The 26,704-nt window shown below is 62.8% G+C and carries 21 protein-coding genes and 2 tRNA genes; 15 read left to right on the top strand and 8 right to left on the bottom strand.

The window, feature by feature from the left end; genetic code table 11:
- Positions 1-7: 7 nt before the first annotated feature.
- The 3 genes from O7A05_RS03290 to O7A05_RS03280 all read left to right on the top strand — a co-directional run bounded on the left by O7A05_RS03290 (position 8) and on the right by O7A05_RS03280 (position 5,208).
- A complete protein-coding gene (locus tag O7A05_RS03290; RefSeq protein WP_337091523.1) occupies positions 8-1,663 on the top strand; it encodes an ABC transporter substrate-binding protein in 1,656 nt (551 codons plus the stop codon).
- A 149-nt stretch (positions 1,664-1,812) separates the two neighbouring features.
- The gene (locus O7A05_RS03285; protein WP_337091522.1) at positions 1,813-4,230 is read left to right on the top strand and encodes a GcvT family protein; all 2,418 of its coding nucleotides are present in this window, start codon (positions 1,813-1,815) and stop codon (positions 4,228-4,230) included.
- A 75-nt stretch (positions 4,231-4,305) separates the two neighbouring features.
- A complete protein-coding gene (locus tag O7A05_RS03280) occupies positions 4,306-5,208 on the top strand; it encodes an SMP-30/gluconolactonase/LRE family protein (RefSeq protein ID WP_337091521.1) in 903 nt (300 codons plus the stop codon).
- Between the two features lie 27 nt (positions 5,209-5,235).
- Here the strand turns inward: O7A05_RS03280 and O7A05_RS03275 are convergent, their stop codons facing one another.
- The 3 genes from O7A05_RS03275 to O7A05_RS03265 form a co-directional block, all read right to left on the bottom strand.
- Entirely contained in the window at positions 5,236-6,153 is a 918-nt protein-coding gene (locus O7A05_RS03275; protein WP_337091520.1) for an allantoinase PuuE, read from the bottom strand.
- Between the two features lie 20 nt (positions 6,154-6,173).
- On the bottom strand, positions 6,174-7,250 hold the full coding sequence (locus O7A05_RS03270; RefSeq protein WP_337091519.1) for a pyridoxal phosphate-dependent aminotransferase: 1,077 nt from the start codon (positions 7,248-7,250) through the stop codon (positions 6,174-6,176).
- Positions 7,251-7,445: 195 nt separating this feature from the next.
- Positions 7,446-8,216, bottom strand: a complete 771-nt coding sequence (locus tag O7A05_RS03265) for a hypothetical protein (protein ID WP_337091517.1) — start codon at positions 8,214-8,216, stop codon at positions 7,446-7,448.
- A 404-nt stretch (positions 8,217-8,620) separates the two neighbouring features.
- On the opposite strand from O7A05_RS03265, the gene O7A05_RS03260 reads away from it, so the two are divergent.
- On the top strand, positions 8,621-8,908 hold the full coding sequence (locus O7A05_RS03260) for a hypothetical protein (RefSeq protein WP_337091515.1): 288 nt from the start codon (positions 8,621-8,623) through the stop codon (positions 8,906-8,908).
- A gap of 940 nt (positions 8,909-9,848) precedes the next feature.
- Here the strand turns inward: O7A05_RS03260 and O7A05_RS03255 are convergent.
- A tRNA-Asn gene (locus O7A05_RS03255) sits at positions 9,849-9,923 on the bottom strand.
- A gap of 208 nt (positions 9,924-10,131) precedes the next feature.
- Here O7A05_RS03255 and O7A05_RS03250 point away from each other — a divergent pair.
- The 9 genes from O7A05_RS03250 (at position 10,132) to O7A05_RS03210 (ending at position 21,568) form a co-directional block, all read left to right on the top strand.
- Positions 10,132-10,392: a hypothetical protein gene (locus O7A05_RS03250; protein WP_224511231.1), complete on the top strand. Its 261-nt coding sequence runs from the start codon at positions 10,132-10,134 to the stop codon at positions 10,390-10,392.
- A gap of 164 nt (positions 10,393-10,556) precedes the next feature.
- A tRNA-Cys gene (locus tag O7A05_RS03245) sits at positions 10,557-10,630 on the top strand.
- 92 nt (positions 10,631-10,722) lie between these two features.
- Positions 10,723-11,394 carry a protein-L-isoaspartate O-methyltransferase family protein gene (locus tag O7A05_RS03240; protein ID WP_337091513.1) on the top strand — a complete coding sequence of 224 codons (672 nt, stop codon included), beginning with the start codon at positions 10,723-10,725 and terminating at the stop codon, positions 11,392-11,394.
- 183 nt (positions 11,395-11,577) lie between these two features.
- A complete protein-coding gene (locus O7A05_RS03235; protein WP_224511235.1) occupies positions 11,578-12,957 on the top strand; it encodes a TolC family outer membrane protein in 1,380 nt (459 codons plus the stop codon).
- Between the two features lie 262 nt (positions 12,958-13,219).
- Positions 13,220-14,047, top strand: a complete 828-nt coding sequence (locus tag O7A05_RS03230; RefSeq protein WP_337091512.1) for a PopZ family protein — start codon at positions 13,220-13,222, stop codon at positions 14,045-14,047.
- Between the two features lie 304 nt (positions 14,048-14,351).
- The gene (locus tag O7A05_RS03225; protein ID WP_337091511.1) at positions 14,352-17,135 is read left to right on the top strand and encodes a valine--tRNA ligase; all 2,784 of its coding nucleotides are present in this window, start codon (positions 14,352-14,354) and stop codon (positions 17,133-17,135) included.
- A gap of 362 nt (positions 17,136-17,497) precedes the next feature.
- Entirely contained in the window at positions 17,498-18,739 is a 1,242-nt protein-coding gene (locus O7A05_RS03220) for an OmpP1/FadL family transporter (RefSeq protein WP_337091510.1), read from the top strand.
- A 290-nt stretch (positions 18,740-19,029) separates the two neighbouring features.
- Positions 19,030-20,754 (top strand): dihydroxy-acid dehydratase, encoded by a 1,725-nt coding sequence (gene ilvD / locus O7A05_RS03215; RefSeq protein WP_337091509.1) that lies wholly within the window; start codon positions 19,030-19,032, stop codon positions 20,752-20,754.
- Complete coding sequence (locus O7A05_RS03210) at positions 20,741-21,568, top strand: tetratricopeptide repeat protein (protein ID WP_337091507.1); 828 nt, start codon at positions 20,741-20,743, stop codon at positions 21,566-21,568. Before ilvD ends, O7A05_RS03210 begins: the two co-directional genes overlap by 14 nt.
- Positions 21,569-21,586: 18 nt before the next feature.
- Here O7A05_RS03210 and O7A05_RS03205 read toward each other — a convergent pair whose 3' ends face one another.
- The 4 genes from O7A05_RS03205 to erpA all read right to left on the bottom strand — a co-directional run bounded on the left by O7A05_RS03205 (position 21,587) and on the right by erpA (position 23,497).
- The gene (locus O7A05_RS03205; RefSeq protein ID WP_337091506.1) at positions 21,587-21,880 is read right to left on the bottom strand and encodes a hypothetical protein; all 294 of its coding nucleotides are present in this window, start codon (positions 21,878-21,880) and stop codon (positions 21,587-21,589) included.
- A gap of 70 nt (positions 21,881-21,950) precedes the next feature.
- Positions 21,951-22,745, bottom strand: coding sequence for an exodeoxyribonuclease III (xth, locus tag O7A05_RS03200; protein ID WP_337091505.1), 795 nt, complete (start codon positions 22,743-22,745; stop codon positions 21,951-21,953).
- 7 nt (positions 22,746-22,752) lie between these two features.
- Positions 22,753-23,145: a VOC family protein gene (locus O7A05_RS03195; RefSeq protein ID WP_337091504.1), complete on the bottom strand. Its 393-nt coding sequence runs from the start codon at positions 23,143-23,145 to the stop codon at positions 22,753-22,755.
- Positions 23,146-23,149: 4 nt separating this feature from the next.
- Positions 23,150-23,497: an iron-sulfur cluster insertion protein ErpA gene (erpA, locus tag O7A05_RS03190; RefSeq protein ID WP_337091503.1), complete on the bottom strand. Its 348-nt coding sequence runs from the start codon at positions 23,495-23,497 to the stop codon at positions 23,150-23,152.
- Positions 23,498-23,567: 70 nt separating this feature from the next.
- On the opposite strand from erpA, the gene O7A05_RS03185 reads away from it, so the two are divergent.
- Together O7A05_RS03185 and argS are read left to right on the top strand one after the other, a co-directional pair.
- Positions 23,568-24,797 (top strand): deoxyguanosinetriphosphate triphosphohydrolase, encoded by a 1,230-nt coding sequence (locus tag O7A05_RS03185; protein WP_337091502.1) that lies wholly within the window; start codon positions 23,568-23,570, stop codon positions 24,795-24,797.
- Between the two features lie 61 nt (positions 24,798-24,858).
- Complete coding sequence (gene argS, locus O7A05_RS03180) at positions 24,859-26,616, top strand: arginine--tRNA ligase (RefSeq protein WP_337091501.1); 1,758 nt, start codon at positions 24,859-24,861, stop codon at positions 26,614-26,616.
- Positions 26,617-26,704 lie beyond the last annotated feature (88 nt).

Here is a 26,704-nt window from a genome sequence, read left to right as displayed (position 1 = left end):
AACAACGATGACGATGTTCAAGAGCAACGGTGACCGCGTCCCGGCGGTCATCGAAAGCTACGCAGCTGAAGTCAAAGGCGGCAGGATGGACCGCCGCGAATTCCTGGCCATGGCTAGCGTGATGGGCGCTTCGACGGCGCTCGCCTATTCGATGGCAGGGATGGAGCCGGCCAAGGCCGCGGCAGCCGTGCCCGGCAAGAAGGGCGGCATCCTTAAGATGCAGATGATCATCAAGGACATGAAGGATCCGCGCGCCTGGGACTGGTCGGAAATCGCAAATGTCATGCGCCAATGCAACGACTACATGATCCGCTACACCACCGACTTCACCTTCGAGGGCCATCTGGTCGAGAGCTGGGAGGTGAGCGACGACGCCACCGAATATACGCTGCATCTGCGCAAGGGCGTGAAATGGTCGAACGGCGACGACTTCAACGCCGACGACATCGTCTACAACATCGAGCGCTGGTGCGATAAGGCGGCCGAGGGCAACTCGATGGCCGGGCGCATGGGCTCGCTGATCGACGCCGCCACGAAAAAAGCTACCAAAGGCGCCATCACCAAGCTCGACGACCATACGGTGAAGCTGAAATGCAATCAGTCCGACGTCACCATCATCCCGGGCTTCTCCGACTATCCGGCGGTCATCGTCCATCGCGACTTCGACAAGAACGGCGCCAATATGCTGAAGACGCCCGGCACCGGCCCGTATGAGTTGATCTCCTACAAGGTCGGCGAGTCCGCCTCGGTGCGGCGGCGCAAGGATTTCACCTGGTTCGGCGGCGAGCCCTATCTCGACGGCGTCGACTGGATCGACTACGGATCGGACGCATCCAACCCCGCCATCGGCAGCGCCTTCGAGGCCGGCGAGATCGACTGCAACTACCAAACGGTCGGCGGCACGGTCGATCTCTATGACAGCATGGGCCTGGTCAAGGAGCAGGTTGTCACCGCCGGCACGATCGTGCTGCGCACCAACGTGACCAACAAGCCCTACGACGACAAACGCGTGCGCAACGCTATCCAGCTTGCGGTCGACAACGAGACGGTGCTGAAACTCGGCTATAGCGGCCTGGGGCAGATCGCCGAAAACCATCATGTCTGCCCGATCCATCCGGAATATTACGAACTGCCCAAAGTCCCGCGCGACCTGGCCAAGGCAAAGGCGTTGATGGCCGAGGCCGGCCAGACGGATCACGAATTCGAGCTGATCTCCTACGACGCCGACTATGTGAAGGACCCGGCCGACGTCGTCGCCGCGCAGATGCGCGACGCCGGATTCAAGGTCAAGCGCACCATCATCCCGGGCTCCTCGTTCTGGAACGACTGGACGAAATATCCGTGGTCGACCACCGACTGGGGCATGCGGCCGCTCGGCGTCCAGGTGCTGGCGATCGCCTATCGCAGCGGCGAAGCGTGGAACGAGTCCGGCTACGCCAATCCGGAGTTCGACAAGAAGCTGAACGAGGCGATGGCCATTGCCGACCCGGCCAAGCGCAAGGAGCTGATGAAGGACGTCGAGTTCATCCTGCAGGACTCCGGCATTCTCGTCCAGGCGTTCTGGCGCTCGCTTTACCGCCATCATGCCACCTATGTGAAGAACCTCGGCATGCACCAGACATTCGAGCTGCAATTGGACAAGGTCTGGCTGGACAAGGCCTAGAACCGGCAGCTCAAGCATCAATTCAGGGGCGCGGTTTGCGCCCCTGAATTCGCCGGCGACTGCGATCGATCGGTCAGCTAATTGAAATCCCAAAGCGCTGCCAAAGAGCGCGAAGCAAAAGTCGCCGAACAAAGGGAAGAAAGCTCACTATGCGTACTCATGCACAAGCCGTTGTCATTGGCGGTGGTCTGATCGGCTGCTCGATCCTCTATCATCTCGCTAAGTTCGGCTGGACGGATGTCGTCCTTCTGGAGCGCAGCGAGCTGACCTCCGGTTCGACCTGGCACGCGGCGGCCAACATCCATGGCCTGCATGATTCCACCAATATCAGCCGGCTGCAGCACTACACGATGGCGCTTTACAAGGAGCTTGAAGCTGAGACCGGCCAGGGCTGCGGCATCTTCCAGCCGGGCTCGCTCTATCTCGCCCAGACCGAGGCGCGCGAGCATCAGCTGCGGCTGCAGGAAGCCAAGGCGCGACGCTACAAGATGAATTTCTACGAAGTCGGCCGCGACGAGGCGGAGCGCCTGCATCCGCTGGTCGATTTCGACGGCATTCGCTGCATCATGTATGAGCCGGAGGGCGGCAATGTCGACCCGTCGGGCGTGACGGCGGCCTATGCCGCGGGCGCGCGCCAGCGCGGCGCGGAGATCCATCGCTTCACCCCGGCCACGGCGACCGAGGCGCAAGCGGACGGCAGCTGGATCGTGCGCACGCCGAAGGGCGATATCCGCACGCAATGGGTGGTCAACGCAGCCGGCCTGTGGGGCAGGGAGGTCGCCGCCATGGCCGGGCTGCAACTGCCGTTGATCCCGACCGAGCACCAGTATTTCGTCACCGAAACCATTCCGGAAATCGCCTCGATGGGCCGACGCCTGCCATCGGTCGCCGATCGCGACGGCGAATATTATCTGCGCCAGGAAGGTTTGGGGCTGCTGATCGGCGCTTACGAACACAACATGAAATTCTGGGCCGAGGACGGCACGCCGATGGATTTCGGCCACGAGCTATTTCCCGACGATCTCGACCGCATCGAGGAAAACATGATGCGCGCCATCCAGCGCGTTCCGGCGGCGGCCGCCGCCGGTGTCAAGAAGGTGATAAACGGTCCGATGATCTGGTCGCCCGACAGCGCGGTGCTGTTCGGGCCCGTGCCGGAGCTCAGCAATTATTTCTGCTGCAACGGCATCATCCCCGGCTTCTCGCAATCGGGCGGCATGGGCAAGCTCGCGGCCGAGTGGATGATCGAGGGCGAGCCTTCGCTCGACATGTTCGGCTGGGACATGGCGCGCTTCGGCCAATGGGCCGGAAAGGCCTTCACCAGGGCGCGCGTGCAGGACCAGTACAGCCACCGTTTCAAGATCCATTTCCCGAACGAGGAGCGCGCCGCCGGGCGTCCGGTGCGGACACGGCCGGTTTACGAGATGCAGAAGGAGATGGGCGCCGTGTTCGGCCTCAATTTCGGCTGGGAGCACCCGCTGTGGTTCGCGGCCGAGGGCGAGCCGCGCGAGGAGACGATCGGCTTCACGCGCCAGAATTGGTGGGCGCCGGTCGGCCGCGAGGCGCGTATGCTGCGCGAGCATGCCGGCATCATCGACATCTCCAATTTCGCCAAATACGAGGTGAAGGGTCCGGACGCGGAGGCCTGGCTGAACGCGCTCTTCGCCAACCGCATGCCGATCAAGGTCGGCAACTCCTGCCTGACGCCGCTGATCGGCAAGCGCGGCGGCATTGCCGGCGACTTCACCGTGACGAGGCTGGCAGAAGACGGGTTCATGGTGATCGGCTCGGGCATGGCCGAGCGTTTCCACCAGCGCTTCTTCAAATCCGTGCCGCTGCCGGCAGGCACGACCTTCCGCTCGCGCACCGAGGATCTCGGCGGCTTCAACGTCGCCGGCCCGAAATCGCGCGAGCTCCTGCAGCGGCTCACCAACGATGATCTGTCGAACGAGGCCTTCCCGTTCATGCGCTCGCGGCAGATCACCGTCGCCGGCGTCGACGTCGTGGCGTTGAGGGTCTCCTTCACCGGCGATCTTGGCTGGGAGCTGCACTGCAAGGCGGCCGACCAGGTCGAGCTCTACCGCGCGTTGCTCAAGGCGGGCGCGGAAGTCGGCGCCGGGCCGGTCGGCTCACGGGCGCTGATGTCGTTGCGCGTCGAAAAGGGCTATGGCAGCTGGAGCCGCGAATACTCGCCCGAATACTGGCCGCAGGAGGTCAAGCTCGATCGCCTGATCAAAACGGACAAGCAATTCCTCAACCGCGACGCCTATCTCGCCGTCGCCGACAAGCCGGCGCGGGATGAACTCATCATGCTTTCCGTGTCGGCCAAGGACGCGGACGCCACCGGCGGCGAGCCGATCTTCCTGCCGGACGGCACGCCGATCGGCCAGGTGTCGTCGGGCGCCTATGGCTATTTCGTCGCTCAGTCGCTGGCGATGGGCTACGTCAAGGCGGGAACCGCCAAGGCCGGCGACAAGGTGACCGTCGCCATTCTAGGCCGGCCGCATGACGCGGTGCTGCTCGCGCATCCGCCCTTCGACCCGGAAGGCAAGCGGCTGCGGTCGTAAGGCGCGAACAGCCGGCCACCGCGAGCACACCAGTTTAGAAGAGGACTTCAGACAACTAAAAACAAAGAGAATCGCATGATCAAACGGCATTTGCTGGGCGCGATGCTCGCCCTGGTCCTGACGTCCGCCGCACAGGCGGCCGACATCAAGGTCGTCAACGACGACGCCTGGTTCGCCGAAGGTCCTATCTGGTATCAGGACAAGCTGTTCTACGTCGAATATGGCCGCGGCACGGTCACCGTCTGGGACGGAAAGAAGAACGACATTTTCTGGAAGATGGACGGCTGCGGCCCGTCGGCCGTGCTACCGACCACCACCGGCGAGTTCCTCGTCACCTGCTACGACAACAACACGATCGGCCGCATCTCGGCCGACGGCAAGACGCTGCCGGCCTATGACAAGGACACGGACGGCAAGCCGTTCAGCGGGCCGAACGATTTTGCGCCCGACAAGGACGGCGGCGTCTATTTCACCGGCTCCGGCAAGGGCGGCCCGCTGATCGATGCTTCGGCCTATTACATCGGCAAGGACGGCAGCGTTGAAAAGGTCGCCGGCGACCTGCACAATCCCAATGGTCTCGTCATGTCGAATGATGGAAAGATCCTCTATCTGGTCGAAACCGAGGACAACAGGATCATCGAGTTCGACGTCCAGCCCGATCACAGCCTGAGCAATCGCCGCGTCTTCCTGCGGCTCGACGATCTCTTCCCGAACCAGCCGCATATCTGGCCCGACGGCATCAAGATGGACAAGGAAGGCGAGATGTATATCGGCCAGAGCCCGCGCTCGCTCGATGCGCCAGGCAAGATCATCGTCGTCGACAAGGACGGCAAGCTTCTGCGCACGCTTTCGGTGCCGTCGCCGTCGATGCCGAACTTCGCCTTCGGGCCGGATGAGAAGATGCTCTACGTGATGGCGCTCGACCAGATTGACGCCGCGCCCTGGCACGGCAAGGTCTATGAGGTGCCGAACAAGTAGAGACTTCGCCGGTTACGGTACGGTGGCTTAGCCGCCGAACCTTTCCAACCAGTGGCGGGCGAGATCGGAGCGCCGGCAGAGCCAGATGTTGGGATTGGACGTGGCCTTGTCGAGGAAGCGTTCCAGCCCGATCATTCGCCCCGGCCGCGCCGCCAGCCGACAATGCAGCGACACCGTCATCATGCGCGGGGTCTTCTGGCCTTCCTTCAAAAGCCAGTCGACGCCGTCGCTGACATATTCGAAGAACTGGCTGCCGGTCTCCAGTCCTGAACCGCGCGAAAAACGGCTGTCATTGTTGTCGAAGCTGTGCGGCACGATCAGGTGCCGCTTGGCGCCGACATCGACGAAATAGGGCAGGTCGTCATTGTAATCGTCGCAATCGAACAGGAAGCCGCCATGCTCGACCACGAGCCTGCGTGTGTTGAGGCTCGGCCGGCCGGTGTACCAGCCGAGCGGCTCGATGCCGGTGAACTTGCGCACCGTGTCCACCGTCATGGCGATATGCTGGCGCTCTTCCTCTTCGCTAAGCGGCGCGTAGTCGATCCAGCGCCAGCCATGGCAGACGATGTCGCTGCCGAGCGCGGCAATCGCCTTGCCCGCGGCCGGGTTGATCTCGAGCGCGCGCCCGACAATGTAGAAGGTCGGAATGACGCCCTTGTCCCGGAACAGCGAGATGAGCCGCCAAACGCCGACGCGCGAACCGTATTCATAAAGCGATTCCATGTTGCGGTTGCGCAAGCCAGGCCTGGCCGGCGACGCGGCAAGATCCGACAGGATCGTTTCGGAAACGCCGTCGCCTTCACCGATGGAGTATTCCGCACCTTCCTCGTAATTGACGACGATGTTGAGCGCCAGCTTCGCGCCGCCGGGCCACTCGGCCCGCGGAGGCCGCTCGCCATAGCCGACAAAATCGCGGGCGGGCAGATACGGCGTGTCTGACGTCATGAAATCTCCTCGTGAAGCCGTCACCAGCATTGCCTGCCGCGCATGGCGGCCAGGATGCGCAGTGCGCTGTCCATGACCTCCTGCGGCCCGATCGTGATGCGCAGGCAGTCGGTAAGACCGTAACCGGAAAGGCCGCGCACGACGATGTCAGCGCCGCGCAGGGCACTGTCGGCGGCGGCCGTTGCCGCCGCGTCGGCAAAGCGGATCAGGACGAAATTCGTCCGGCTCTCCGGGACCTCGTATCCGGCGGCTCGCAAGCCTTGCGCGAAGCGGTCGCGAATGTCCGACGTGTGCACCACCGTTGCGCGCGTATAGACCTGGTCCTCGATGGCCGCGACAGCCATGGCGAGGCTCACCGTCGAGACCTGGTTGGAGTTCTGCATCTTGCGCACCTCGGCGGCGATCCGGGGCGCGAATAAGCCCCAACCGATGCGCGCGCCGGCCAGTCCGTATGCCTTGGACAGACTGCGCAGGACAACGGTGTCGCCGCGCCCGGCAAGCGCGAAGACGGCTTGCGGATCCTGATCGTCGAATTCGCCATAGGCCTGGTCGATCATCAGGAGAACGTCGCCGGGAAGGGCCGCGCGCAGGCGCAGCAGCTCCGCATTATGGATGCACGTGCCGGTCGGGTTGCCAGGATTGCAGACGAACACGATGCGCGTTGCTGGCGTCACCGCCGCCAGGACGGCGTCGATCGAGACCTCGAAGCCGCGCTCCTGTGCTTTGACATAGGTCGCCCCGACGCGCGCGGCCGCCGAGGCCGCGAAATTATAGGCATAGTCCGTGCCTAGCACGTCCGCGCCGGGGCCGGCGAAGGCCGCGATGGTGCAGGCGATCAGTTCCATCGAGCCCGCGCCGCACAGGATAAGGTCGCGCTCGACCCCATAGACCCTGGCGATCGCATCGCGCAGTAAGGTCCAGTCCGGGTCCGGATAAAGCTGGCTGCGCGCCACGGCGTCGCGGCCGGCCTCGATTGCCTTGGGGCTGGGCGGGAAGGCGCTCTCGTTCTGGGCCAGCGTCGGCCGGTCATAGCCGCCGAAATTCGCCAGCGCGAACGCGGACATGGCCTCGACGTGAGCGGCGGCTTTCAGGGGCACTGCATAAAGTCCGGCTATCGGCTCGTCGGCAAGGTTTCCGCAATCAGGCTAAGGCAGCGCGGCCGGACCGCAAAGCAAAATTCGCCGGCACAATGGCTATGGGAATTTGGCCCATGTGGGATGGAGGCAGCCCGCCGGAAGCGGTGATGTTTGGCGGCAGCAGCCGTCTTCTGGAAGTCCGTTGCAGGCCGCCAATCAATGCAACGGGGTTGGCGGATAGGCGACTGGGTGCAAGCTGCGTTTGTACCTCGCCAGGATTTCCTCTTCGATTTCGTCGATCGCCAGCGTTAGTGAACGTTGATTGTTGGCGTCGACGTCAATGATCAACCGCCCGCGCGCCGTCAGCAAGTCGCATACGTGCGCGACTACTGCGGCCGACTGAAGCCTTATGTCCAAACCGGTTTCGAACAAACGCTCGGCAAAGGTATGGCTCTTCTGTCTCCGGTCAAGCCGCTCGATGAGAAGTTGCTCGCAGGCGTCGATTCTAACCACCACGTCCGACTCGGGTATGAAATCCAGCGCGTGAGCAAGGTGCGTTTCATCTGCTGTTCCGCTGAAGCAGGCGAGCATCGAAACCGCCTGAACGAAGGCTTCGTCGAAAATAAGAATTTCCTCGCTGGTGACAGATTGGCGCCATGCGCGGGCAAGGCGGAGAACGTATTGACTTAGCCTGATGCGCCAGATCACGTTTCTGGGGGGCAGTGTCTGAACCAGGTTTGCGCGAATTCTGAAGTCGACGGCATTTGCGGATGGGCGACAGGCCATGCCGATCGAGCGTGCGGCCGCGCGGGCGACTCGACCCAACGCAGTGACAATGCCGCCGGGGTCCAGCATGGATCGATGATCAGCGCGCCGGTCGGTGAGAACAATCCTCGCAGGGTGCCCATGAGCCCGCAACTGTTCATAGAGCGCATGCGCAAATGTCGTTTTGCCTGACCCAGCTGGACCTACGAATTCAACAATCATACGTTAGGAACCCTGCTGACTTGGCTATATATCGTATCGAGGGACCAGCTTCGGCGACCGCAGCTCCTGAGCCATTTTTGCCGCCTGGAAGATTGTCATAAGAACGTAGGTCGTTTCACCTTCGGTCGAGTTTATGGCCAAGACCACGCGGCCGATCTCGTCACTCATGGCGCAAGACCAATCTTTGACAGCAATCGCTCGTTTCCCCGCCATTTGCCCCTCCCTTTCCTTTGGGAGGTTATTTGGCGCCGTGAAAACCAGCAATTTGGACTGAATGCCCATTCCGTTGGGCCTAACGTCGTTCCCTGCCTTGTTTGCCTTCAACGCGTGGGAACGTCTCGAATGACTACGCGTTCTTCCGTTACGGTCACATTTCATTGAGGACCTAACCGGAGGATATTCAAATGAAAATGAAGGTACTCTGCATGAGCGCAGTTGCGCTCGCAATGATGGGTAGTGCCGCGATAGCCGGTAGTAGTACCGGGACGTCCGCGCTCGATGATCCGGCCAAGATGTCGCCGTTCTTCACCGACGCCGGCATGAAAACATTGAGATCCGAGGCGGATTTCAAGACTGCCTGGATGGCCATGAAGCCGGATGAGCGTGCAGCGGTTTTGAAAGACTGCGGCGACACGACCATTAGCAAGTCGCACGCAGACTTCTGCGCGATGGCCAAGAAGATGGGGGGCTGAAGCCTCCCTCTATGAGCCCATCACACCGTTATCCCGCTATGGGGCTATCCTCACTCGGGTGACGGGTTGAGGCGGCCGATTCCGAAGGGATGCAGCCGCCCGTTTTAAGCCCGCTACGTTTCCCATTGGGCGGCGGGCTTTTTGGCGGGGCGCCTGCCTTAGTTCTTCAGTTGCCAGGACTGTTGCGACAGAGGCGTTGCAATTCACTGCTTTAGTTCTTGCCCTTTAACGGAGAACAGTTCCGAAACTGTCTTCCTGGTTCTATGAGGAAGGACCACCAACATAGACAGGCCCCGCGTCAAGTGCGCACTGTCACCGTACTTCCCTCAGTTCCCGCCGGAAGCATTCGCCTGCAAATAGATGATGGCTCGTCGCTGCGCGAGCTACAGGATCGTCGCTACGACAGAACCTCAGGGAGGGGCTGCTCATGCAGTCTCCGCTAGAAAAGTACAAAAGCTCAGCTCGACCATTGCCGGGGGAAGCGGAACGTCGGGCCAGGCTACAAAAAATGCAAGGGCTGCGAAGCCTGCGATCTTACGGCTCCTGTCTTCGGCTTGATACAAGCGCTCAATTTCACGATCTGATCGATTGTACGGCGCTGCTGGAACCGTTGAATGAAGGCGACGACGAGCAGTGACGGGTGAACCGCCGCGCTCGAAGGTCCGGAGATGGGGACAGCATTGGGATCGAAGATGGCGAGGCCTAGCCGGCGACGACAGCGGACGTCACACGGAGACAAGCGGCCCGGCAAGGCTGGCGGGTAAGAACCAGTCAGGTTGGGCCTGACCAGCAAAGCTCGCAACGCCCAACTGAGATCGAGCCTATCAACCCGCCCCAAGATTCTCGCCATACAAAATGGAGGATGCCTAGCCGGCCAGTGCGAGCCAAGGCCCGTCTTGCCATAAGTCCCGACGGCTGTTCCTGAAAATCTGTGAGTGTTTGGCTCCCCGGGCCGGATTCGAACCAGCGACCAACCGGTTAACAGCCGGTTGCTCTACCACTGAGCTACCGGGGAACGGAGGCTCTGACGTGAGTGGCGCAGCCTATAGCAAACACCTTTCGGCTTTGCAAAGAAGCATTTCGCAATTTTTCTCCAGATTTTGATGCGGCTATTTGTGCCATCGTTCGGCGCGCCCACATATGAAGGGCTTCACACCGGCACGGAACAAAGCGGCCGGTTATCGCCTTGACATGGCTTAGGCAGCAGATGGGATTTGGCTTGAATGACCGCAGCGGATGATGACAACGCCCCGGCGCGGAAGATTTCGATCTTCGGCCGCGAGTTCACCATGCCGCGCTCGCGCGGCTGGCGAATCGCGATCGGCATGCTGCTTACCCTGGGCGGGCTTCTGGGCTTTCTGCCGATTCTCGGTTTCTGGATGGTTCCGCTCGGTCTCCTGGTTCTGTCCTATGAATTCGCCATGATCCGACGCCACCGGCGGCGTTTCGTCGTCTGGTGGGGACGCCGGCGCCGGCCCGACTGAGAGGCCGCGACGACTGCGCCACAGCGATGCCTGACCCCTGACAACCGATTGGTAATCACCACTTTGGCCGCTCCGCGTGAAAGCGTCGGGAATGACGCGCGAGCGCTTGACGACCTTTGAGCGCCAACATAATGAGTTCGCTCGGAACGCCGGGAGCATTGCGAGGCCTCGTGGCGGAGTGGTTACGCAGAGGACTGCAAATCCTTGCACCCCGGTTCGATTCCGGGCGAGGCCTCCAGATGCTTGCGGGCTCCAGCGCAATCGCGCCGGAGCGGGGTTCCAGTCGAAGTTTTAGCCGCGTGTCTGGCGCGGGGAGCGAATTGTTGGGACATGAACGCTGATTTCTCCGAACGCCGCGTGAAGATGGTCGACGGCCAGATCCGCACCACCGATGTAACCAGCGCGTCGATCATCGAGGCGATGCTGACCGTCCCGCGCGAGGCCTTTGTCGGCGCCGGACAGCAGGATCTGGCCTATATCGACGAGGATATCCGCATTTCCGATGGCGCCAATGGCAGCGCGCGCTACCTGATGGAGCCGTCGCCGCTCGCCAAGCTTTTGCAGCTGGCCGAGATCGACGCGAGTGATTCGGTGCTCGATGTCGGTTGCGGCACCGGCTATTCCGCCGCATTGCTCTCTAGGCTGGCGCGGTCCGTGGTGGCGATGGAGAGCGATCCCGCGCTGGCGGAGGCCGCCAAATCCACGCTTTCCAACCTCGGCTGCCAGAACGTCACGGTGGTCAACGGGCCGCTACCGCAGGGGTATGCCGCTAAAGCGCCTTACAATGTTATCTTTATCGGCGGCAGCGTCGAGGAAGTGCCGCAGGCATTGCTCGACCAGCTTGCGGAAGGTGGACGCCTGGTTGCAGTCGAAGGACGGGGCAACTCTGGCGTGGCGCGGCTGTTTTTTAAAGCAGGGGGGGTTGTAACCGGGAGACGGGCCTTTAATGCGGCAATTAAGCCACTACCGGGCTTCGAACGTGCCCACGCGTTTGAATTCTGAGCGTTTTTGCCTTGCAGCGAAGGCGCTGTCATGATCGCTTGCGCCTAACAATCGTTGCTGATCGTTAACCGGGCGTTTCGGGAGGCTGTCAGCGGGGGAACGATAAACAACGCGGCGCTGGTCGATCTGTAAGGGTAGGCTGACGTGGCGTGGTTCCCATGCAAAACGAATGAGGGAAATAACGTGCCGTCTCTACGCAAGAGCATTTTAATAACTATCCTTGTTTCGGCCACGGCGCTTTCGCCGCTGGCCGCCTCCGCCGAGACCATTACGGGCGCCCTCGCCAAAGCCTACCAATACAATTCGCAGCTCAACGCCGCTCGCGCCGGCGTGCGCGTCACCGATGAGGGCGTTGCCATCGCCAAGTCGGGCTGGCGCCCGACCGTCACCGGTTCGGGCAGCATCGACTACACCAGCACCCACGCCCAAGGCGCCACCCAGAACATCACCACGGGCAGCTTCGGCGTGCAGATCAACCAGACCCTGTTCGACGGGTTTCAGACCAAGAACAACGTCGCCGCCGCCGAATCGCAGGTGAAGGCTTCGGTCGAAAGCCTGCGCAACACCGAAGAGAACATCCTGTTCAACGCGGCGAGCGCCTATATGGACGTGATTCGCGACCGCCAGGTCGCGGCATTGACCGAGCAGAACCTGCAATTCCTGAGCGAGCAGGCGCGCGCCGCCCGCTCGCGCTTCGAGGTCGGCGAGGGCACCCGCACCGACGTCGCCCAGGCCGATGCCTCGCGCGCCACCGCCGTGGCGCAGCTCAGCGCCGCCCGGGCGACGGCACTGGCGAGCGCCGCCACTTACCACCAGATCGTCGGGGACGAGCCGGGCAAGCTGAAGGCGGCCTCGCCGCTCGGCAAGCTGTTGCCGAGCAACCTCGATTCAGCCTTGGCCGTCGCTTCCGCCGAGCATCCGGCCATCCTCGCCACCCAACACCTCGTCGATGCGGCGGCGTTTTCGGTGAAATCATCGGAAGGCGCGCTGCTGCCGCAGGTGACGGCTTCGGCCGGCATTTCGGACAATTACAGCCACGCCGTTCCCGACATCAGGGGCACCAACGGCACCTCCACCTCGGCCAATATCGGCGCCACGCTGACCATTCCGATCTATTCGGGCGGGCGGACCTCGGCGCTGGTGCGGCAAAACAAGGAATCGCTCAGCCAAGCGCGCATCCAGGTCGACGTCAGCCGCGACCAGGTGCGCCAAGCCGTGGTCTCGGCCTGGACGCAATATATCGCGGCGCGCGAAAGCGTGGATGCCAACAGGCAGGTCATCGAAGCCGCGCAGCTGGCGCTCAACGGCGTCATCGAAGAGCGCAATGTCGGCCAGCGCACGACGCTGGACGTGTTGAACGCGCAGAACGCCGTCATCACCGCCAAGATCAATCAGGCCAGCTCGGAGCGCGACGTGGTCGTGGCGAGCTACGCCATCCTGTCGGCGATGGGCCGGCTGTCGGTCGATCGGCTGGGCCTGGCGGTCACCAAATACAGGCCGGAAGAGCATTACAACGCCGTCAAGGACAAATGGTACGGACTGCGCACGCCTGACGGGCGCTGATTTCCGATTCAAGCTCTGGCAAACGCCGCGCGTCCAATGGATGCGCGGCGTTTGTCTTTTGCGAATGGGTCGTCGGGCTGCGCATCGCCTAATCTGTTGAAATCCAAGGAGTCCCCAGATTGGGGATTCTCGGATGACGATCGGTCGGTTACGCTGTCTCCATTGATTCGAATTCCGACCCGGGCAGGAACGGAATTCCTGAACGGGTCAAGTTCTTGAACAGGCAGTTCTTGAACATGTCACTTGGGCGGCGGATGTGACGATGGCGACGGCAAGCAGCGCGCAGCGCGAACCTTCCATGGAAGAGATACTGGCTTCCATCCGGAGGATCATTGAAGACAGCGACACCGGGCGCAAGCAGCCGGCCGAGGCCGGCGAGCTGCGCCAGGATCTGGAACCGGCCGCCGCTGCCGTGTCCCCCGCGGCTGCGCCGAATGTCGAGGTTGACGCCTTTCGCTCCGAATTGCATGCCGACGCCCGCAAGCCGGTGACGCTGGCGGAGGTCCAAGCACAGCTTGCCGCGACCGATCCTGCGCTGACGCGCGCCGAGGCTCGCCACGAGCCGGTCAGGGCGGCGCCCGCGCCGACGAACTTGGAGGTCGGGGCCAGGAGCGCCGCTCAATCGAGCGCGTCGCCGGCAGCGAGCAAGCCTGCGCCGGCGAACGCACCGCAGACCGCCGAGACCATTGTCACCGATTGGCGGCGGGAAATCGCAGCGGCGGGCGGCAGCACGGTCACCGCGAAGCCGACCGCAAGGGCGCCGGAAGCCGCGCCGCGGGTCGAGATCGAGAAGGAAGAAGTTCGACCGGCGACTGAAGCTTCCGCGCAAGCCAGCGGCTCCGGGGCATCCGAACCGGAGGCGCAGCCGGCTCGGCCCGCGATCCTTTCGGAACATACAGGCCGGCAGGTCGCCGCGGCCTTCGGCGAGCTTTCCGACGCTTTTGCCAGCCGCGGCAAGAAGAGTTTCGACGAGATGGCCGAGGAGATGCTGCGGCCGATGCTGCAGGATTGGCTCGACAACAATTTGCCGACACTGGTCGAAAGGCTGGTGCGCGAGGAGATCGAGCGCGTGGCGCGCGGGGCGCAGTAAGGTGCCGGAACACGCAGTCCGAGCGCTGCCTTGAGGCGGCGCTTTGTTTAAGGCAGCCTGAAGCGTCGCTTGAAACGGATTCAACCGACGCGCTTAAGCTTCTGTTTTGATGCATGTCGCTGTCCCAGCGCCGCTGCGCACTTGCCTGCGACTTGTCAGGCGCGCACGCCATCGCAGAACCGGCGGCATTGCCCCCGGCCGCGGCAGGCCTATCTGTGAGAGCGATCGCAGCTCTCGCGGTTGACTCGGCCAAGACCTTCCGATTTACACCGGACGCTTGTTCCCGACAGTTCGGACTTCCTCCATGCTTGAAAAGACATACGACGCCAAAGCCGTCGAGCCGAAGATCGCCAAAATCTGGGAAGAGGCCGACGCCTTCCGGGCCGGCGCCGGCGCGGAGGAAGGGGCGGAGGCCTTCACCATCGTCATCCCGCCGCCGAACGTCACCGGCTCGCTGCATATGGGCCATGCCCTCAACAACACGCTGCAGGACATTCTGGTGCGCTTCGAGCGCATGCGCGGCAAGAACGTGCTTTGGCAGCCTGGCATGGATCACGCCGGCATCGCCACGCAGATGGTGGTCGAGCGCCGGCTCATGGAAAAGCAGATCCACCGCCGCGATCTGACGCGTGAGGAGTTCATCGAGAAAGTCTGGGAGTGGAAAGCCGAATCCGGCGGCGCGATCTTCAACCAATTGAAGCGGCTCGGCGCCTCGGCCGACTGGTCGCGCGAACGCTTTACTATGGACGAGGGACTGTCCGAGGCCGTGCTGGAGGTCTTCGTCACGCTCTACAAGGAAGGCCTCATCTACAAGGACAAGCGCCTTGTGAACTGGGACCCGAAGCTGCTCACCGCCATTTCCGACTTAGAGGTCGAGCAGCACGAGGTGAACGGCAATCTCTGGCATTTCCGCTATCCGATTGAAGGCGAGGCGTTCGACCCTGAGAACCCCAAGACCTTTATCACGGTCGCCACGACGCGCCCAGAGACGATGCTCGGCGATACGGCCGTGGCTGTGCACCCGGATGACGAGCGCTTCACCGATCTGGTCGGCCGCAACGTCGTGCTGCCGATCGTTGGTCGCAAAATTCCGATCGTTGCCGACGAGTATTCCGATCCGGAGAAAGGCTCCGGCGCGGTCAAGATCACGCCGGCGCACGACTTCAACGACTTTGAGGTCGGCAAGCGCCACAAGTTGCCGGCAATCAACATCCTGACCGTCGAAGCGGCCATCAAGCTGAAGGACAATGAGGATTTCCTCGCCGGTCTCGACGTCACGCCGGAGCGCCAGGCGGTGTGGGACGAGCTCGATGGACTCGACCGCTTCGCGGCGCGCAAGAAGATCGTCGAGCTGATGGAAGCGGGCGGCTTTCTGGAAAAGGTCGAGCCGCATCGCCACACCGTGCCGCATGGCGACCGCGGCGGCGTGCCGATCGAACCGTTCCTGACCGACCAGTGGTACGTCAACGCCGCCGTGCTCGCCAAGCCGGCGATCGCCTCGGTGCGCGAGGGCCGCACCAACTTCGTGCCGAAGAACTGGGAAAAGACCTATTTCGACTGGATGGAGAACATCCAGCCCTGGTGCATCTCGCGCCAGCTCTGGTGGGGTCACCAGATCCCGGCCTGGTACGGGCCGGACGGGCATGTCTTCGTCGAGAAGACCGAGGAAGAGGCCTTAGCGGCGGCGGTCGAATATTACCTCGCTCTGGAAGGGCCGTGGAAGGCCTGGGTCGAGGACAAGCTCGAGAACTTCCAGCCCGGCGAGATCCTGACCCGCGACGAGGACGTGCTCGACACCTGGTTCTCGTCCGCGCTGTGGCCGTTCTCGACGCTCGGCTGGCCCGATCAAACGCCCGAGCTCAAGACCTATTACCAGACCGATGTGCTGGTGACCGGATTCGACATCATCTTCTTCTGGGTAGCCCGCATGATGATGATGGGCCTTCACTTCATGGACGAGGAGCCGTTCCACACCGTCTATGTGCATGCGCTGGTGCGCGACAAGAACGGGCAGAAGATGTCGAAGTCGAAAGGCAACGTCATCGATCCGCTCGACCTGATCGACGAGTACGGCGCCGACGCGCTACGCTTCACACTGACCGTCATGGCGGCGCAGGGGCGCGACGTGAAGCTCGATCCGGCGCGCATCGCCGGCTACCGCAATTTCGGCACCAAGCTGTGGAACGCGACGCGCTTCGCCGAGATGAACGAGGTCGCGCGCGACGACGCCTTCTGGCTGAACGACGCTAAGCTGCCGGTCAACCGCTGGATCCTGACCGAGCTGACGCGGGCGGCGCGTGCGGTCACCGAAGGCATCACCAGCTATCGGTTCAACGAGGCTGCGGGCGCGGCCTACCGCTTCGTCTGGAACCTGTTCTGCGACTGGTATCTGGAACTGTTGAAGCCGGTGTTCATGGGCTCGGACGAGGCCGCCAAGGCCGAGAGCCGGGCCTGCGTCGCCTTCGTGCTGGACGAGATCTACAAGCTCCTGCATCCGATGATGCCATTCATGACCGAGGAGTTGTGGGCGCAGACCGCGGGCGAGGGCAAGGAGCGCTCCTCGCTGCTTTGCCATGCCGCCTGGCCGTCGCCCGACTTCGAGGACCAGGAGGCCGCCGCAGACGTCAACTGGCTTGTCGACCTTGTCTCGGGTATCCGCTCGGTGCGTTCGGAAATGAATGTGCCGCCGGCGGCGATCGCGCCGCTCATGGTGATCGGTGCCAACACGCTGACGCAGGAGCGGCTGGAGCGCCACGCCCAGGCGATCAAGCGGCTGGCGCGCGTCGGCGATATTGCGCTTGCCGATGCACCGCCCAAGGGCTCGGCCCAGATCGTGCTCAACGAGGCGACGGTGAGCCTGCCGCTCGGCAGCCTGATCGACCTGCAGGCCGAGGCTGCACGGCTGCAGAAGGAACTGGCCAAGGTGACCGAGGAGATAGCCCGCCTGCACAAGAAGCTCTCGAACGAAAAGTTCGTCGCCAACGCGCCGGAAGAAGTGGTCGAGGCCGAGCGCGAGAAACTCGCCGAATATCGCGAGGCGCAGGAGAAGCTTTCGGTGGCTTTGACCAGAGTGCGCGACGCCGGCTGAGCGGCAAGATTCGTCCCCACGGAGGAGGCGCTTTCCGATACGTTAGCTGCCTCGAAAACGAGCGTGCCGCTACGTTAATTTTGACGTAAACGGAAACTTTGCGCCCCATTGTTGCCATAATGTAACAATGGGGCCTGCGAGCCCCAAAAAAGGCCGTTTTTGCCCTGTTTTGGGCAGTTTCTTCGGAATTTTTCGATCGCTTGGGCCCCGGTTCGCGCGATTTAGGCGCCAATTGCGGCGCCAGTCACCATGGCAAAATACGTGCTGTCAAGGTGTACATGTACAGCTCTTGAAAACGTTGTTGCGTCGTTAACCCGAATTGGTTCTAGCTTGAGCCACTTGTATTTCGGGAAGGGATTTCCATGAACATTTTGCGTCTTAAAGCGCTGCTGGGGGCAGGGTGCTTTTCGATTGCTCTGATCGGCGCGGCGATGCATCCCGCACATGCCGGCGGCATCGAGCGCGGCGGCTACGACATCGATCTGCTGTTTGATCCGGCTCCATTCGCCACGGAAGCGGAAGCGACGTATGTGATGCCGGACCGCAAACTCAAGAACGCGAAGGATACGGATCCATTCAACGGCACCGTCGTAGGCTCTACTAGTGCCAAAGACAGCGAGAATTACTGGGTGCCGCGCATCGGCGTTAAGGCCCAGGTCGTGCCTGGGATCGATTGTATGTTCGACTACTCGCAGCCTTGGGGCGCGCATACGGCCCCTGGCCAGTGGGTTGGCGCGCAATCCAACATGGAAACTAAAATCAACAGCGACAACTACGCAACTACCTGTTCCTATAAGATGGATGCTGGCAAGGGCCAGGTTCGCTTCATTGGCGGCGTGTTTTATCAGGAAGTCTATGGCTTCAAGGAAGACCTTGTGTCACCGCTCTTCCCGAATTTCTCCGGCACTGGCCGCGTAGATTTGTCGAGCAGTGGTTGGGGCTGGCGCGCTGGGCTGGCCTATGAAATTCCTGAGATCGCATTGCGGGCCAGCCTCGTCTACAATTCCCAAGTGAAGCTGGACAACATTGCGGGTACCCTTGACTTAACCCATGTCGGCGGTCCGGTTATTCCGATCTATGGTGAAGCTTCGATGCCGGATTCTGTCGAATTGAAGGTCCAGTCGGGCATAGCTCCCGGCTGGCTTGCGTTCGGCTCAGTAAAGTGGGTCAACTGGAGCATTCTGCAGAGCATTCCGATCTGCTCGCAGGCCTCGAAAGGCGTTGCCGCTTGTACAACGACCTCTCCGATACCGATCCGGTGGACCTCCTTGGATCTGATGTATCAGGACGGCTGGACGGTCAGCGGCGGTATTGGCCACAAGTTCAACGATCAGTGGAGTGCTGCTGGCCAGCTCACCTGGGATCGTGGCACCTCGCACGGTTACGGCTCGCAGAGCGACACATGGACGCTCGGTGGCGGGGTCGCCTACACACCGCGCCCGAACATCGAATTTCGCGTGGCCGGCGCGATCGGCGTGTTGACGAGTGGCCATTCCGGCACCCTGACTGACAAGAGTGGCTATGTGGCCGGTACCGATGCCAGCTACGACTTCGGCAACGATCTGGTCACCGCAGTTTCGGGCGGACTTAAGATCAAGTTCTAAGGTTCTGAAAATTAAACGAAAAGGCCGGGCAATGCCCGGCCTTTGTCGTTGCGTGAATGCCACTTTGGCTTCGCCTTTCCGCCCGCTGTTGCAAATTCGCTGCACCACCGGCCCGCGATACGATTGTGACCTTTCAGCAACAGTTTATGAACAACCCCTGCTGTAGAAGTCAGAGAGAGGGAACTGCCCATTTCCCGCCATAAACCCGGAGCACCCGAGATAGGTCTCGGGACGCGTGCCAGGTTGGCCCGGCGATGGGACCGGCCGCGGGGTGTGCGGCAAGGACGATGATGAACGCCAAGGCAATCTCCAAGGCCAAGCTGCCCAGCCGCCACGTGACCGAAGGTCCGACGCGGGCGCCGCATCGTTCGTATCTCTATGCCATGGGCCTGTCGGCGGCCGAGATCGCGCAGCCTCTGGTCGGCGTCGCCAGCTGCTGGAACGAGGCTGCCCCCTGCAATATTTCGCTGATGCGGCAGGCGCAGGTGGTCAAGAAGGGCGTTGCGGCCGCCAACGGCACGCCGCGCGAGTTCTGCACCATCACCGTCACCGACGGCATCGCCATGGGCCACCAGGGCATGAAGTCCTCGCTGGTGTCGCGCGAGGTCATCGCCGATTCGGTCGAGCTCACCATGCGCGGCCATTGCTACGACGCCCTTGTCGGGCTTGCCGGTTGCGACAAGTCGCTGCCCGGCATGATGATGGCGATGGTGCGCCTCAACGTGCCGTCGGTCTTCATCTATGGCGGCTCGATCCTGCCCGGCAGCTATCGCGGCCGGGAGATCACCGTGCAGGATGTGTTCGAGGCGGTCGGCCAGCATTCGGTAGGGTCGATCAGTGACGCCGAACTGCTCGAGATCGAGCAGGCGGCCTGTCCTTCGGCCGGTTCCTGCGGCGCGCAGTTTACCGCCAATACCATGGCCACCGTCGCCGAAGCGATCGGCCTGGCGCTGCCCTATTCCTGCGGTGCGCCGGCGCCCTACGAAATGCGCGACCGCTTCAATTTCGCCTCGGGCGAAAAGGTCATGGAGTTGATCGCCAAGAATATCCGGCCGCGGGACATCGTCACGCGCAAGGCGCTGGAGAACGCCGCGACGGTCGTATCGGCCACCGGCGGCTCGACCAACGCGGCACTGCATTTGCCGGCGATCGCGCATGAGGCCGACATCAAGTTCGATCTTTTCGACGTGGCGGCGATCTTCGAGAAGACGCCTTATATCGCCGACCTCAAGCCCGGCGGCAGATATGTCGCCAAGGATATGTTCGAGGCCGGCGGCATTCCGCTCCTGATGAAGACGCTGCTCGACCACGGCTATCTGCATGGCGACTGCATGACGGTTACCGGCCGCACTTTGGCCGAAAATATGGAGCACGTTTCCTGGAATGAAAGCCAGGATGTTGTGCGTCCCGCCAATCGGCCAATTACCAAGACAGGCGGCGTTGTGGGCTTGAAGGGCAACCTTGCCCCCGAAGGCGCGATCGTGAAGGTCGCGGGCATGTCGGAACTGAAATTCTCAGGCCCGGCGCGCTGCTTCGATTCGGAAGAGGAATGCTTCGAAGCGGTCACGCAGCGCAACTACCAGGAAGGCGAGGTTCTCGTCATCCGCTACGAGGGGCCGCGCGGCGGTCCCGGCATGCGCGAGATGCTGTCGACGACGGCGGCGCTCTACGGCCAAGGCATGGGCGGCAAGGTGGCGCTGATCACCGACGGGCGCTTCTCCGGCGCCACGCGTGGCTTCTGCATCGGCCATGTCGGGCCGGAAGCTGCGGTCGGCGGGCCCATCGGGCTCGTCAAGGATGGCGACGTGATCTCGATCGACGCCGAGAAAGGCACGATCGAGGTGGCCCTGTCGGACGCCGAACTGGCGGCCCGGGCAAAGAATTGGAAGCCGCGCAAGACCGACTACCAGTCCGGCGCGATCTGGAAATATGCGCAGACCGTAGGGTCGGCCCGCGACGGCGCGGTGACCCATCCGGGTGCCGCCAAAGAGACGCACTGTTATGCGGACATCTGAGGTGTTGAGGTCGTCTGTCTTTTCGGCACTGGTCGCTCTTGCGACCTTGGGCGCCGCGGGGCAGGCCATGGCCTTCGACGACAAAGTGTTCGACGACAAGACCGGTGTGAAGCCGCAGTCGAGCCCGTGGGCGGTGTTCCAGTTCGGTTTCTCCGCTTACAAGAGCGGCCATAAGGACCAGGCGGTCGAGGCCTATAAATACGCCGCCGAGAATGGCCAGATCGGCGCCACCTGGAAGCTTGCGCGCATGTATGCCGCGGGCGACGGCGTGACGCGCGACGACTATGCCGCCTTCAAGTTCTTCTCGGAGATCGTCGACCAGGATGTCGAGCCCGGCTCGCCGGAAGAAAGCTATGTGTCGGACGCGCTGGTGGCGCTCGGCGACTATCTGCGCAAGGGCATTCCCGGCACGCCGGTCGAGGAAAACGACGTCGCGGCGCAGGAATATTACATGCGCGCCGCCGCCAACTACCGCAATCCGAACGCCCAGTTCGAGATCGGCCGGATGTTCCTCAAGGGCGAGGGTGGCGTGAAGGCCAGCGTCAAGCAGGCCGGCCGCTGGCTGCAACTCGCCGCCGAGAAGGGCCATGCCGGCGCGCAGGCGACGCTCGGCAATCTCCTGTTCCAGAGCGGCAAGGTTGTGCGCGGGCTGGCGATGATGACGGCCGCGCTTGAGCGGGCTCCAGCGGCCGACCAGCCCTGGATCCGCAACATGCAGGAAGAGGCTTTCGCCGCGGCCGGCGAGGCCGATCGCCGGACCGCCATCTCGCTCGCCGACGATATCCTGACCAAGGGCAACAACGGCGACCAGTAAGCGCCGCTCGGCAGCGCCTTAGTTTTCGGTCGGCTCCGTCGGTGTCGGACCGGGCGTTGGGGTCGAGATCGATGTCGGGTGCGGTTTTGGCGCGTCTTCCGGACATTCATCCTTGATCTTCGTCCAGGACGTGTTGTTGAGAACCATGTCGCAACGGGCGAGATAGCTTTCGCCGTCCAGCGTCAGGCACGCCGTCTGGCCGACATTGAAGGACTTGCCGTTGGCCAGACAGGTCGGTGCCGCCAGCGATGGCGTCGGCGCGGCAAGCGCCAAAGCAAGGCCGACCGGCCGCAAAAGAAATCGGATCGCCATTCAACCCCCACAGCAGTCCGCATCAAAGACGGGATTTGTGGCGATACTGGGGTCCGGGAGCCTTGTAGTCTCAGACGGGCCGCAGGTTGAGGTCGATCGCGACGGGCACGTGGTCGGAAGGCTTTTCCCAGGCGCGGACGTGCTTTTCCACCGAGGCCGACGAGAAGCGGTTGGCGGCTTCGGGCGAGAGCAGCAGGTGGTCGATGCGGATGCCGTTGTTCTTTTGCCAGGCGCCGGCCTGATAATCCCAGAAGGTGTAAACGCCGGCCGAGTCGGTCACGGCGCGCACCGCTTCGGTGAAGCCGAGATTCTTCAGCCGGCGGAAGGCCTGCCTTGTTTGCGGCTGGAACAGCGCATCGCCCAGCCAGTTTTCGGGAAACCGGGCATCGGCGGGTTCGGGAATGACGTTGTAGTCGCCGGCCAGCACCAGCGCTTCCTCGAGCCGCAGCCGCTCTTCCGCCCAGCGCTCCAGCCGCGCCATCCAGGCGAGCTTGTAGGAAAACTTCCGTTCATCGTCGACCGGATTGCCGTTGGGCAGATAAAGCGAAGCGACGCGCAAGGCGCCCTGGTCGGTAGAAAAAACGCCTTCGATGAAGCGGGCATGGTCATCCGCATCGTCGCCAGGCAAGCCGCGATTCACCTCGTCGAAGGGAAGCTTCGACAGAAGAGCGACGCCGTTAAAACTCTTCTGGCCGTTCGTCTCGACATTGTAGCCCAGCGCCTCGATCTCGGCGCGCGGGAACTGCTCGTCGACCGTCTTGATCTCCTGCAGGCAGGCGATGTCCGGCGCGCTTTCGGTCAGCCAGTGGGTGAGGTTGCCGATGCGGGCGCGAACGCCGTTGATGTTCCAGGTGACGATCTTCATGAGGACCTCAATGCTCTTCGGAAGGCAGGCGTTCGACGAGGCCGATCGTATTGCCTGCGGGGTCCTTTAGAAAGGCCATCCATTCGCTTTCCCCCGCCGGGCCGAACTGCCCCTCGGTGTCGCGGTGGACGAGCGTCGGCGGCGCGGTGAACGGAATGCCCGCGGCTTTCGCCTCCGCGTGGAAGGCTTCGAGGCCGGCGATGTCGAAATAGACGGTGCCGGCCGGAACGCCGTCGGTGAAGAGCAGGCGTACATCACCGGCCATAATGAAGGCAATACCGGGCGGGTCGTAGCGGGCATGCAGGTTCAGACTGAGCACATCGCGCCAGAAAGCAAGCGTCGCATCGAGATCGCGGCCGGCCGAGAGCGCGACCTGACGGACCGCGCCGATGGCAGGCATTGGGCTATATGGAGAAGCTGGTGCCGCAGCCGCAGGAGGCGACCGCGTTCGGGTTCCTGATCTGGAAGGATTGGCCCATCAGGTCGTCGACAAAGTCGATCACCGAGCCGCCCATATAGACCAGCGAGAGGTCGTCGATCAGGATGGTCGCGCCATCCTTCTCGATGGCGACATCGTCATCGTTCGCACCTGCGACGAGATCGAATTTGTAGGAAAAGCCGGAGCAGCCGCCGCCTTCGACGGAAACGCGCAGCGCCGTCTTGCCCGGTTCGCTGGAGACAATCCTGGCAATCCGCTTTGCCGCGGCGTCGGTCATTTCGACCTTCATGGCAGTCTTGGCATCCGCGCCCATCGGCGTCACCTTGCTTTCGGTTTCACATGATAGGTATGAAGCGGGCGGGGCCAAGTCAACTGGTGGATCAATGGACGAGCGGCAGGGCAAGGATGCTCTCGGCGACATCGGGTTCGGCGACCGGCCGCGCGCGGCCTATGCGAGCGATCCGGCGCGCTCGCGCGGACGCCTGTTCGACGAGCCGGAAAGCCCGACCCGCACACCGTTCCAGCGCGACCGCGACCGCATCATCCATTCCACCGCCTTTCGCCGGCTGAAGCACAAGACGCAGGTCTTCGTCGCGCATGAGGGCGATCACTACCGCACACGGCTAACGCATTCGATCGAAGTGGCGCAGATCGCCCGCGCGCTGGGGCGGGCATTGCGCGGCGACGAGGATCTGGCCGAAGCCGTGGCTCTTGTCCACGATTTCGGCCACACGCCGTTCGGGCATACCGGCGAGGACGCGCTCAACGAGAAGATGGCGGCCTGGGGCGGCTTCGATCACAACGCCCAGTCGCTGCGGGTCGTCACGCGGCTCGAACGGCGCTATGCCGAATTCGACGGGCTGAACCTCACCTGGGAAACGCTGGAGGGGCTGGTCAAGCACAACGGCCCGTTGACCGACGCGAGCGGGAAGGGGCTCAAAGGCCCGGTGCCGCAAGCGATCCGCGACTATTCGGAACTGCACGATCTCGAGCTCGACCGTTTCGCCGGCATCGAGGCGCAGTGCGCCGCGATCGCCGACGACATCGCCTACAACACGCATGACATCGACGACGGCCTGCGCGCCGGCCTGCTGACGCTGGACATGCTGCAAAAGGTCGGCTTGCCAGGCTCGATCCTGACAGGCGTTCGTGAGCGATATCCCCAGCTTGACGATGTCCGCACCGGCCATGAACTGATGCGCCGGCAGATCACGCTGATGGTCGAGGATGTCATCGCGTCGACCACCGCCAATATCGAGCGCCTGAAGCCGGACAGCGCCGACGCGGTGCGGGCTGCGGGCGAGACCCTGGTGACCTTTTCGGCAGGCATGGCCGCGGCCGAGAAGGAACTGAAGGCTTTCCTCTACAAGCATCTCTACCGGCATCCGGACGTGATGCGGGTGCGGACCGACGCCGAGCGCATCGTGCGCGAGCTGTTCGACGCCTATTTCGCCGATCCGCGCGCCATGCCTGATGGCTGGCGCGAAGGGCTCGACCGGGCCGAGGATCGCATCAAGGCGCGCAGCGTCGCGGACTTCCTGGCCGGCATGACCGACACCTATGCCTTGAAGGAACATCGGCGCCTGTTTGACCATACGCCCGATTTGAGCTAGGGCGAGCCTCGATTTTGCCGGCCATCGAGCCGGTTGCCTCTTAAAGCCCAGAGCACTTCCAATGAATATCTTCGCCGATTTCAACGCGCGGATCATAAAGGCCGTCGAAGCTCTTGATCTGAAGGACAAAGACGGGGGCGCGCTCGACCTGTCGCGTATCGCGGTCGAGCCGCCGCGCGATGCAAGCCATGGCGACCTTGCCACCAACGCGGCGATGGTGCTGGCCAAGCCCACCGGCCAGAACCCACGCGCGCTTGCCGAGAAACTTGCCGAAGCGCTGAGGGGCGACGCTGATATTGCCTCGGCCGAGATTGCCGGGCCTGGCTTCGTCAATCTCAGGCTCAAGGACGGGTTTTGGCACGCGCATCTGGCGGCGCTGCTCGGCGAGGGGCGCAATTACGGCCGCTCGACCATCGGCGGCGGCCGCAAGGCCAATGTCGAATATGTCTCGGCCAACCCGACCGGCCCCATGCATGTCGGCCATTGCCGCGGCGCCGTCGTCGGAGATACGCTTGCCAATCTGATGGCCTTCGCCGGCTACGACGTGACCAAGGAATACGTCATCAACGACGCCGGCTCGCAGATCGACGTGCTCGGCCGCTCGGCGTTCCTGCGCTACCGCGAGGCGCTCGGCGACGACATCGGCGAGATCCCGTCCGGTCTCTATCCGGGCGACTATCTGGTCCCCGTCGGCCAGGCGCTGGCCAAGGAATTCGGCCGCGGCCTGCTGCAAATGCCGGAAGAGGAGGCGCTGGCGATCGTCAAGGACCGCACCGTCGACGCGATGATGGCGATGATCCGCGAGGATCTGGCGCTGCTCAACGTACATCACGACGTGTTCTTCTCGGAGCGCACGCTGCATGCCGACAACGCCAAGAAGATCCGGGCGGCGATCGCCGACCTGACGCTCAAGGGACATATCTACAAGGGCAAGCTGCCGCCGCCCAAGGGCGAGAAGCCGGACGACTGGGAAGACCGCGAGCAAACTCTGTTCCGCTCGACCGCGGTTGGCGACGACATGGACCGAGCGCTGGTCAAGTCGGACGGCTCGTTCACCTATTTCGCCGCCGACGTCGCCTATCTCAAGGACAAGGTCGAGCGCGGCTTCGTCGATCTGATCTACGTGCTCGGCGCCGACCATGGCGGCTACGTCAAGCGGCTTGAGGCGCTGGCGCGGGCGGTTGCCGGCGATAAGGTCAAGCTGACGGTGCTGCTTTGCCAGCTCGTAAAACTGTTCCGGGACGGCGAGCCGGTCCGGATGTCGAAGCGGTCCGGTGATTTCATCACTCTGCGCGAGGTCGTGGAGGAGGTCGGCCGCGACCCGATCCGCTTCATGATGCTTTACCGCAAGAACGACGCGCCGCTCGATTTCGACTTCGCCAAGGTGACGGAGCAGTCGAAGGACAATCCGGTGTTCTATGTGCAGTACGCATCGGCGCGCTGCCATTCCGTCTTCAGGCAGGCAAGCGAGCAGCTCGGCGAGGCGAACTTCGATCGCAACCGGCTCGCGGCCTCGGTGGCGGCGCTGGCCGACGAGGGCGAAATCGCGCTGATCCGGAAGCTGGCTGAATATCCGCGGCTGATCGAGTCCGCGGCGCTTTCGCTGGAGCCGCACCGGCTCGCATTCTACCTCTATGATCTCGCTTCCGGCTTCCATGCACAGTGGAATCGCGGCAACGATAATCCGGACTTACGTTTTGTTAAGGTTAACGACCGAGAATCAACCTATGCCAGACTAGGGCTGGTGCAGGCTGTTTCGGATGTCTTGACCTCCGGCCTGACGCTGATCGGGGCAGACGCGCCCATCGAAATGCGTTAGGTTTAACTAAAAAACCTGTCACCTTTTGCCCACATTGCGCTGGTAAGGGCCAACCCTGCGCGACGTCCATGGCGTCCGACTGTGTGCG

This window comes from Mesorhizobium argentiipisi (SeqCode), assembly GCF_037179585.1.
Classification (GTDB): domain Bacteria; phylum Pseudomonadota; class Alphaproteobacteria; order Rhizobiales; family Rhizobiaceae; genus Mesorhizobium; species Mesorhizobium argentiipisi.
This window is presented reverse-complemented; position numbering and strand designations above follow the sequence as displayed.

Coding starts and splice junctions, on each gene's coding strand:
- O7A05_RS03290 (WP_337091523.1), top strand. CDS start 8: ATGACGATGTTCAAGAGCAACGGTGACCGCGTCCCGGCGGTCATCGAA.
- O7A05_RS03285 (WP_337091522.1), top strand. CDS start 1,813: ATGCGTACTCATGCACAAGCCGTTGTCATTGGCGGTGGTCTGATCGGC.
- O7A05_RS03280 (WP_337091521.1), top strand. CDS start 4,306: ATGATCAAACGGCATTTGCTGGGCGCGATGCTCGCCCTGGTCCTGACG.
- O7A05_RS03275 (WP_337091520.1), bottom strand. CDS start 6,153: ATGACGTCAGACACGCCGTATCTGCCCGCCCGCGATTTTGTCGGCTAT.
- O7A05_RS03265 (WP_337091517.1), bottom strand. CDS start 8,216: ATGATTGTTGAATTCGTAGGTCCAGCTGGGTCAGGCAAAACGACATTT.
- O7A05_RS03260 (WP_337091515.1), top strand. CDS start 8,621: ATGAAAATGAAGGTACTCTGCATGAGCGCAGTTGCGCTCGCAATGATG.
- O7A05_RS03250 (WP_224511231.1), top strand. CDS start 10,132: ATGACCGCAGCGGATGATGACAACGCCCCGGCGCGGAAGATTTCGATC.
- O7A05_RS03240 (WP_337091513.1), top strand. CDS start 10,723: ATGAACGCTGATTTCTCCGAACGCCGCGTGAAGATGGTCGACGGCCAG.
- O7A05_RS03230 (WP_337091512.1), top strand. CDS start 13,220: ATGGCGACGGCAAGCAGCGCGCAGCGCGAACCTTCCATGGAAGAGATA.
- O7A05_RS03225 (WP_337091511.1), top strand. CDS start 14,352: ATGCTTGAAAAGACATACGACGCCAAAGCCGTCGAGCCGAAGATCGCC.
- O7A05_RS03220 (WP_337091510.1), top strand. CDS start 17,498: ATGAACATTTTGCGTCTTAAAGCGCTGCTGGGGGCAGGGTGCTTTTCG.
- ilvD (WP_337091509.1), top strand. CDS start 19,030: ATGAACGCCAAGGCAATCTCCAAGGCCAAGCTGCCCAGCCGCCACGTG.
- O7A05_RS03210 (WP_337091507.1), top strand. CDS start 20,741: ATGCGGACATCTGAGGTGTTGAGGTCGTCTGTCTTTTCGGCACTGGTC.
- O7A05_RS03205 (WP_337091506.1), bottom strand. CDS start 21,880: ATGGCGATCCGATTTCTTTTGCGGCCGGTCGGCCTTGCTTTGGCGCTT.
- xth (WP_337091505.1), bottom strand. CDS start 22,745: ATGAAGATCGTCACCTGGAACATCAACGGCGTTCGCGCCCGCATCGGC.
- O7A05_RS03195 (WP_337091504.1), bottom strand. CDS start 23,145: ATGCCTGCCATCGGCGCGGTCCGTCAGGTCGCGCTCTCGGCCGGCCGC.
- erpA (WP_337091503.1), bottom strand. CDS start 23,497: ATGGGCGCGGATGCCAAGACTGCCATGAAGGTCGAAATGACCGACGCC.
- O7A05_RS03185 (WP_337091502.1), top strand. CDS start 23,568: ATGGACGAGCGGCAGGGCAAGGATGCTCTCGGCGACATCGGGTTCGGC.
- argS (WP_337091501.1), top strand. CDS start 24,859: ATGAATATCTTCGCCGATTTCAACGCGCGGATCATAAAGGCCGTCGAA.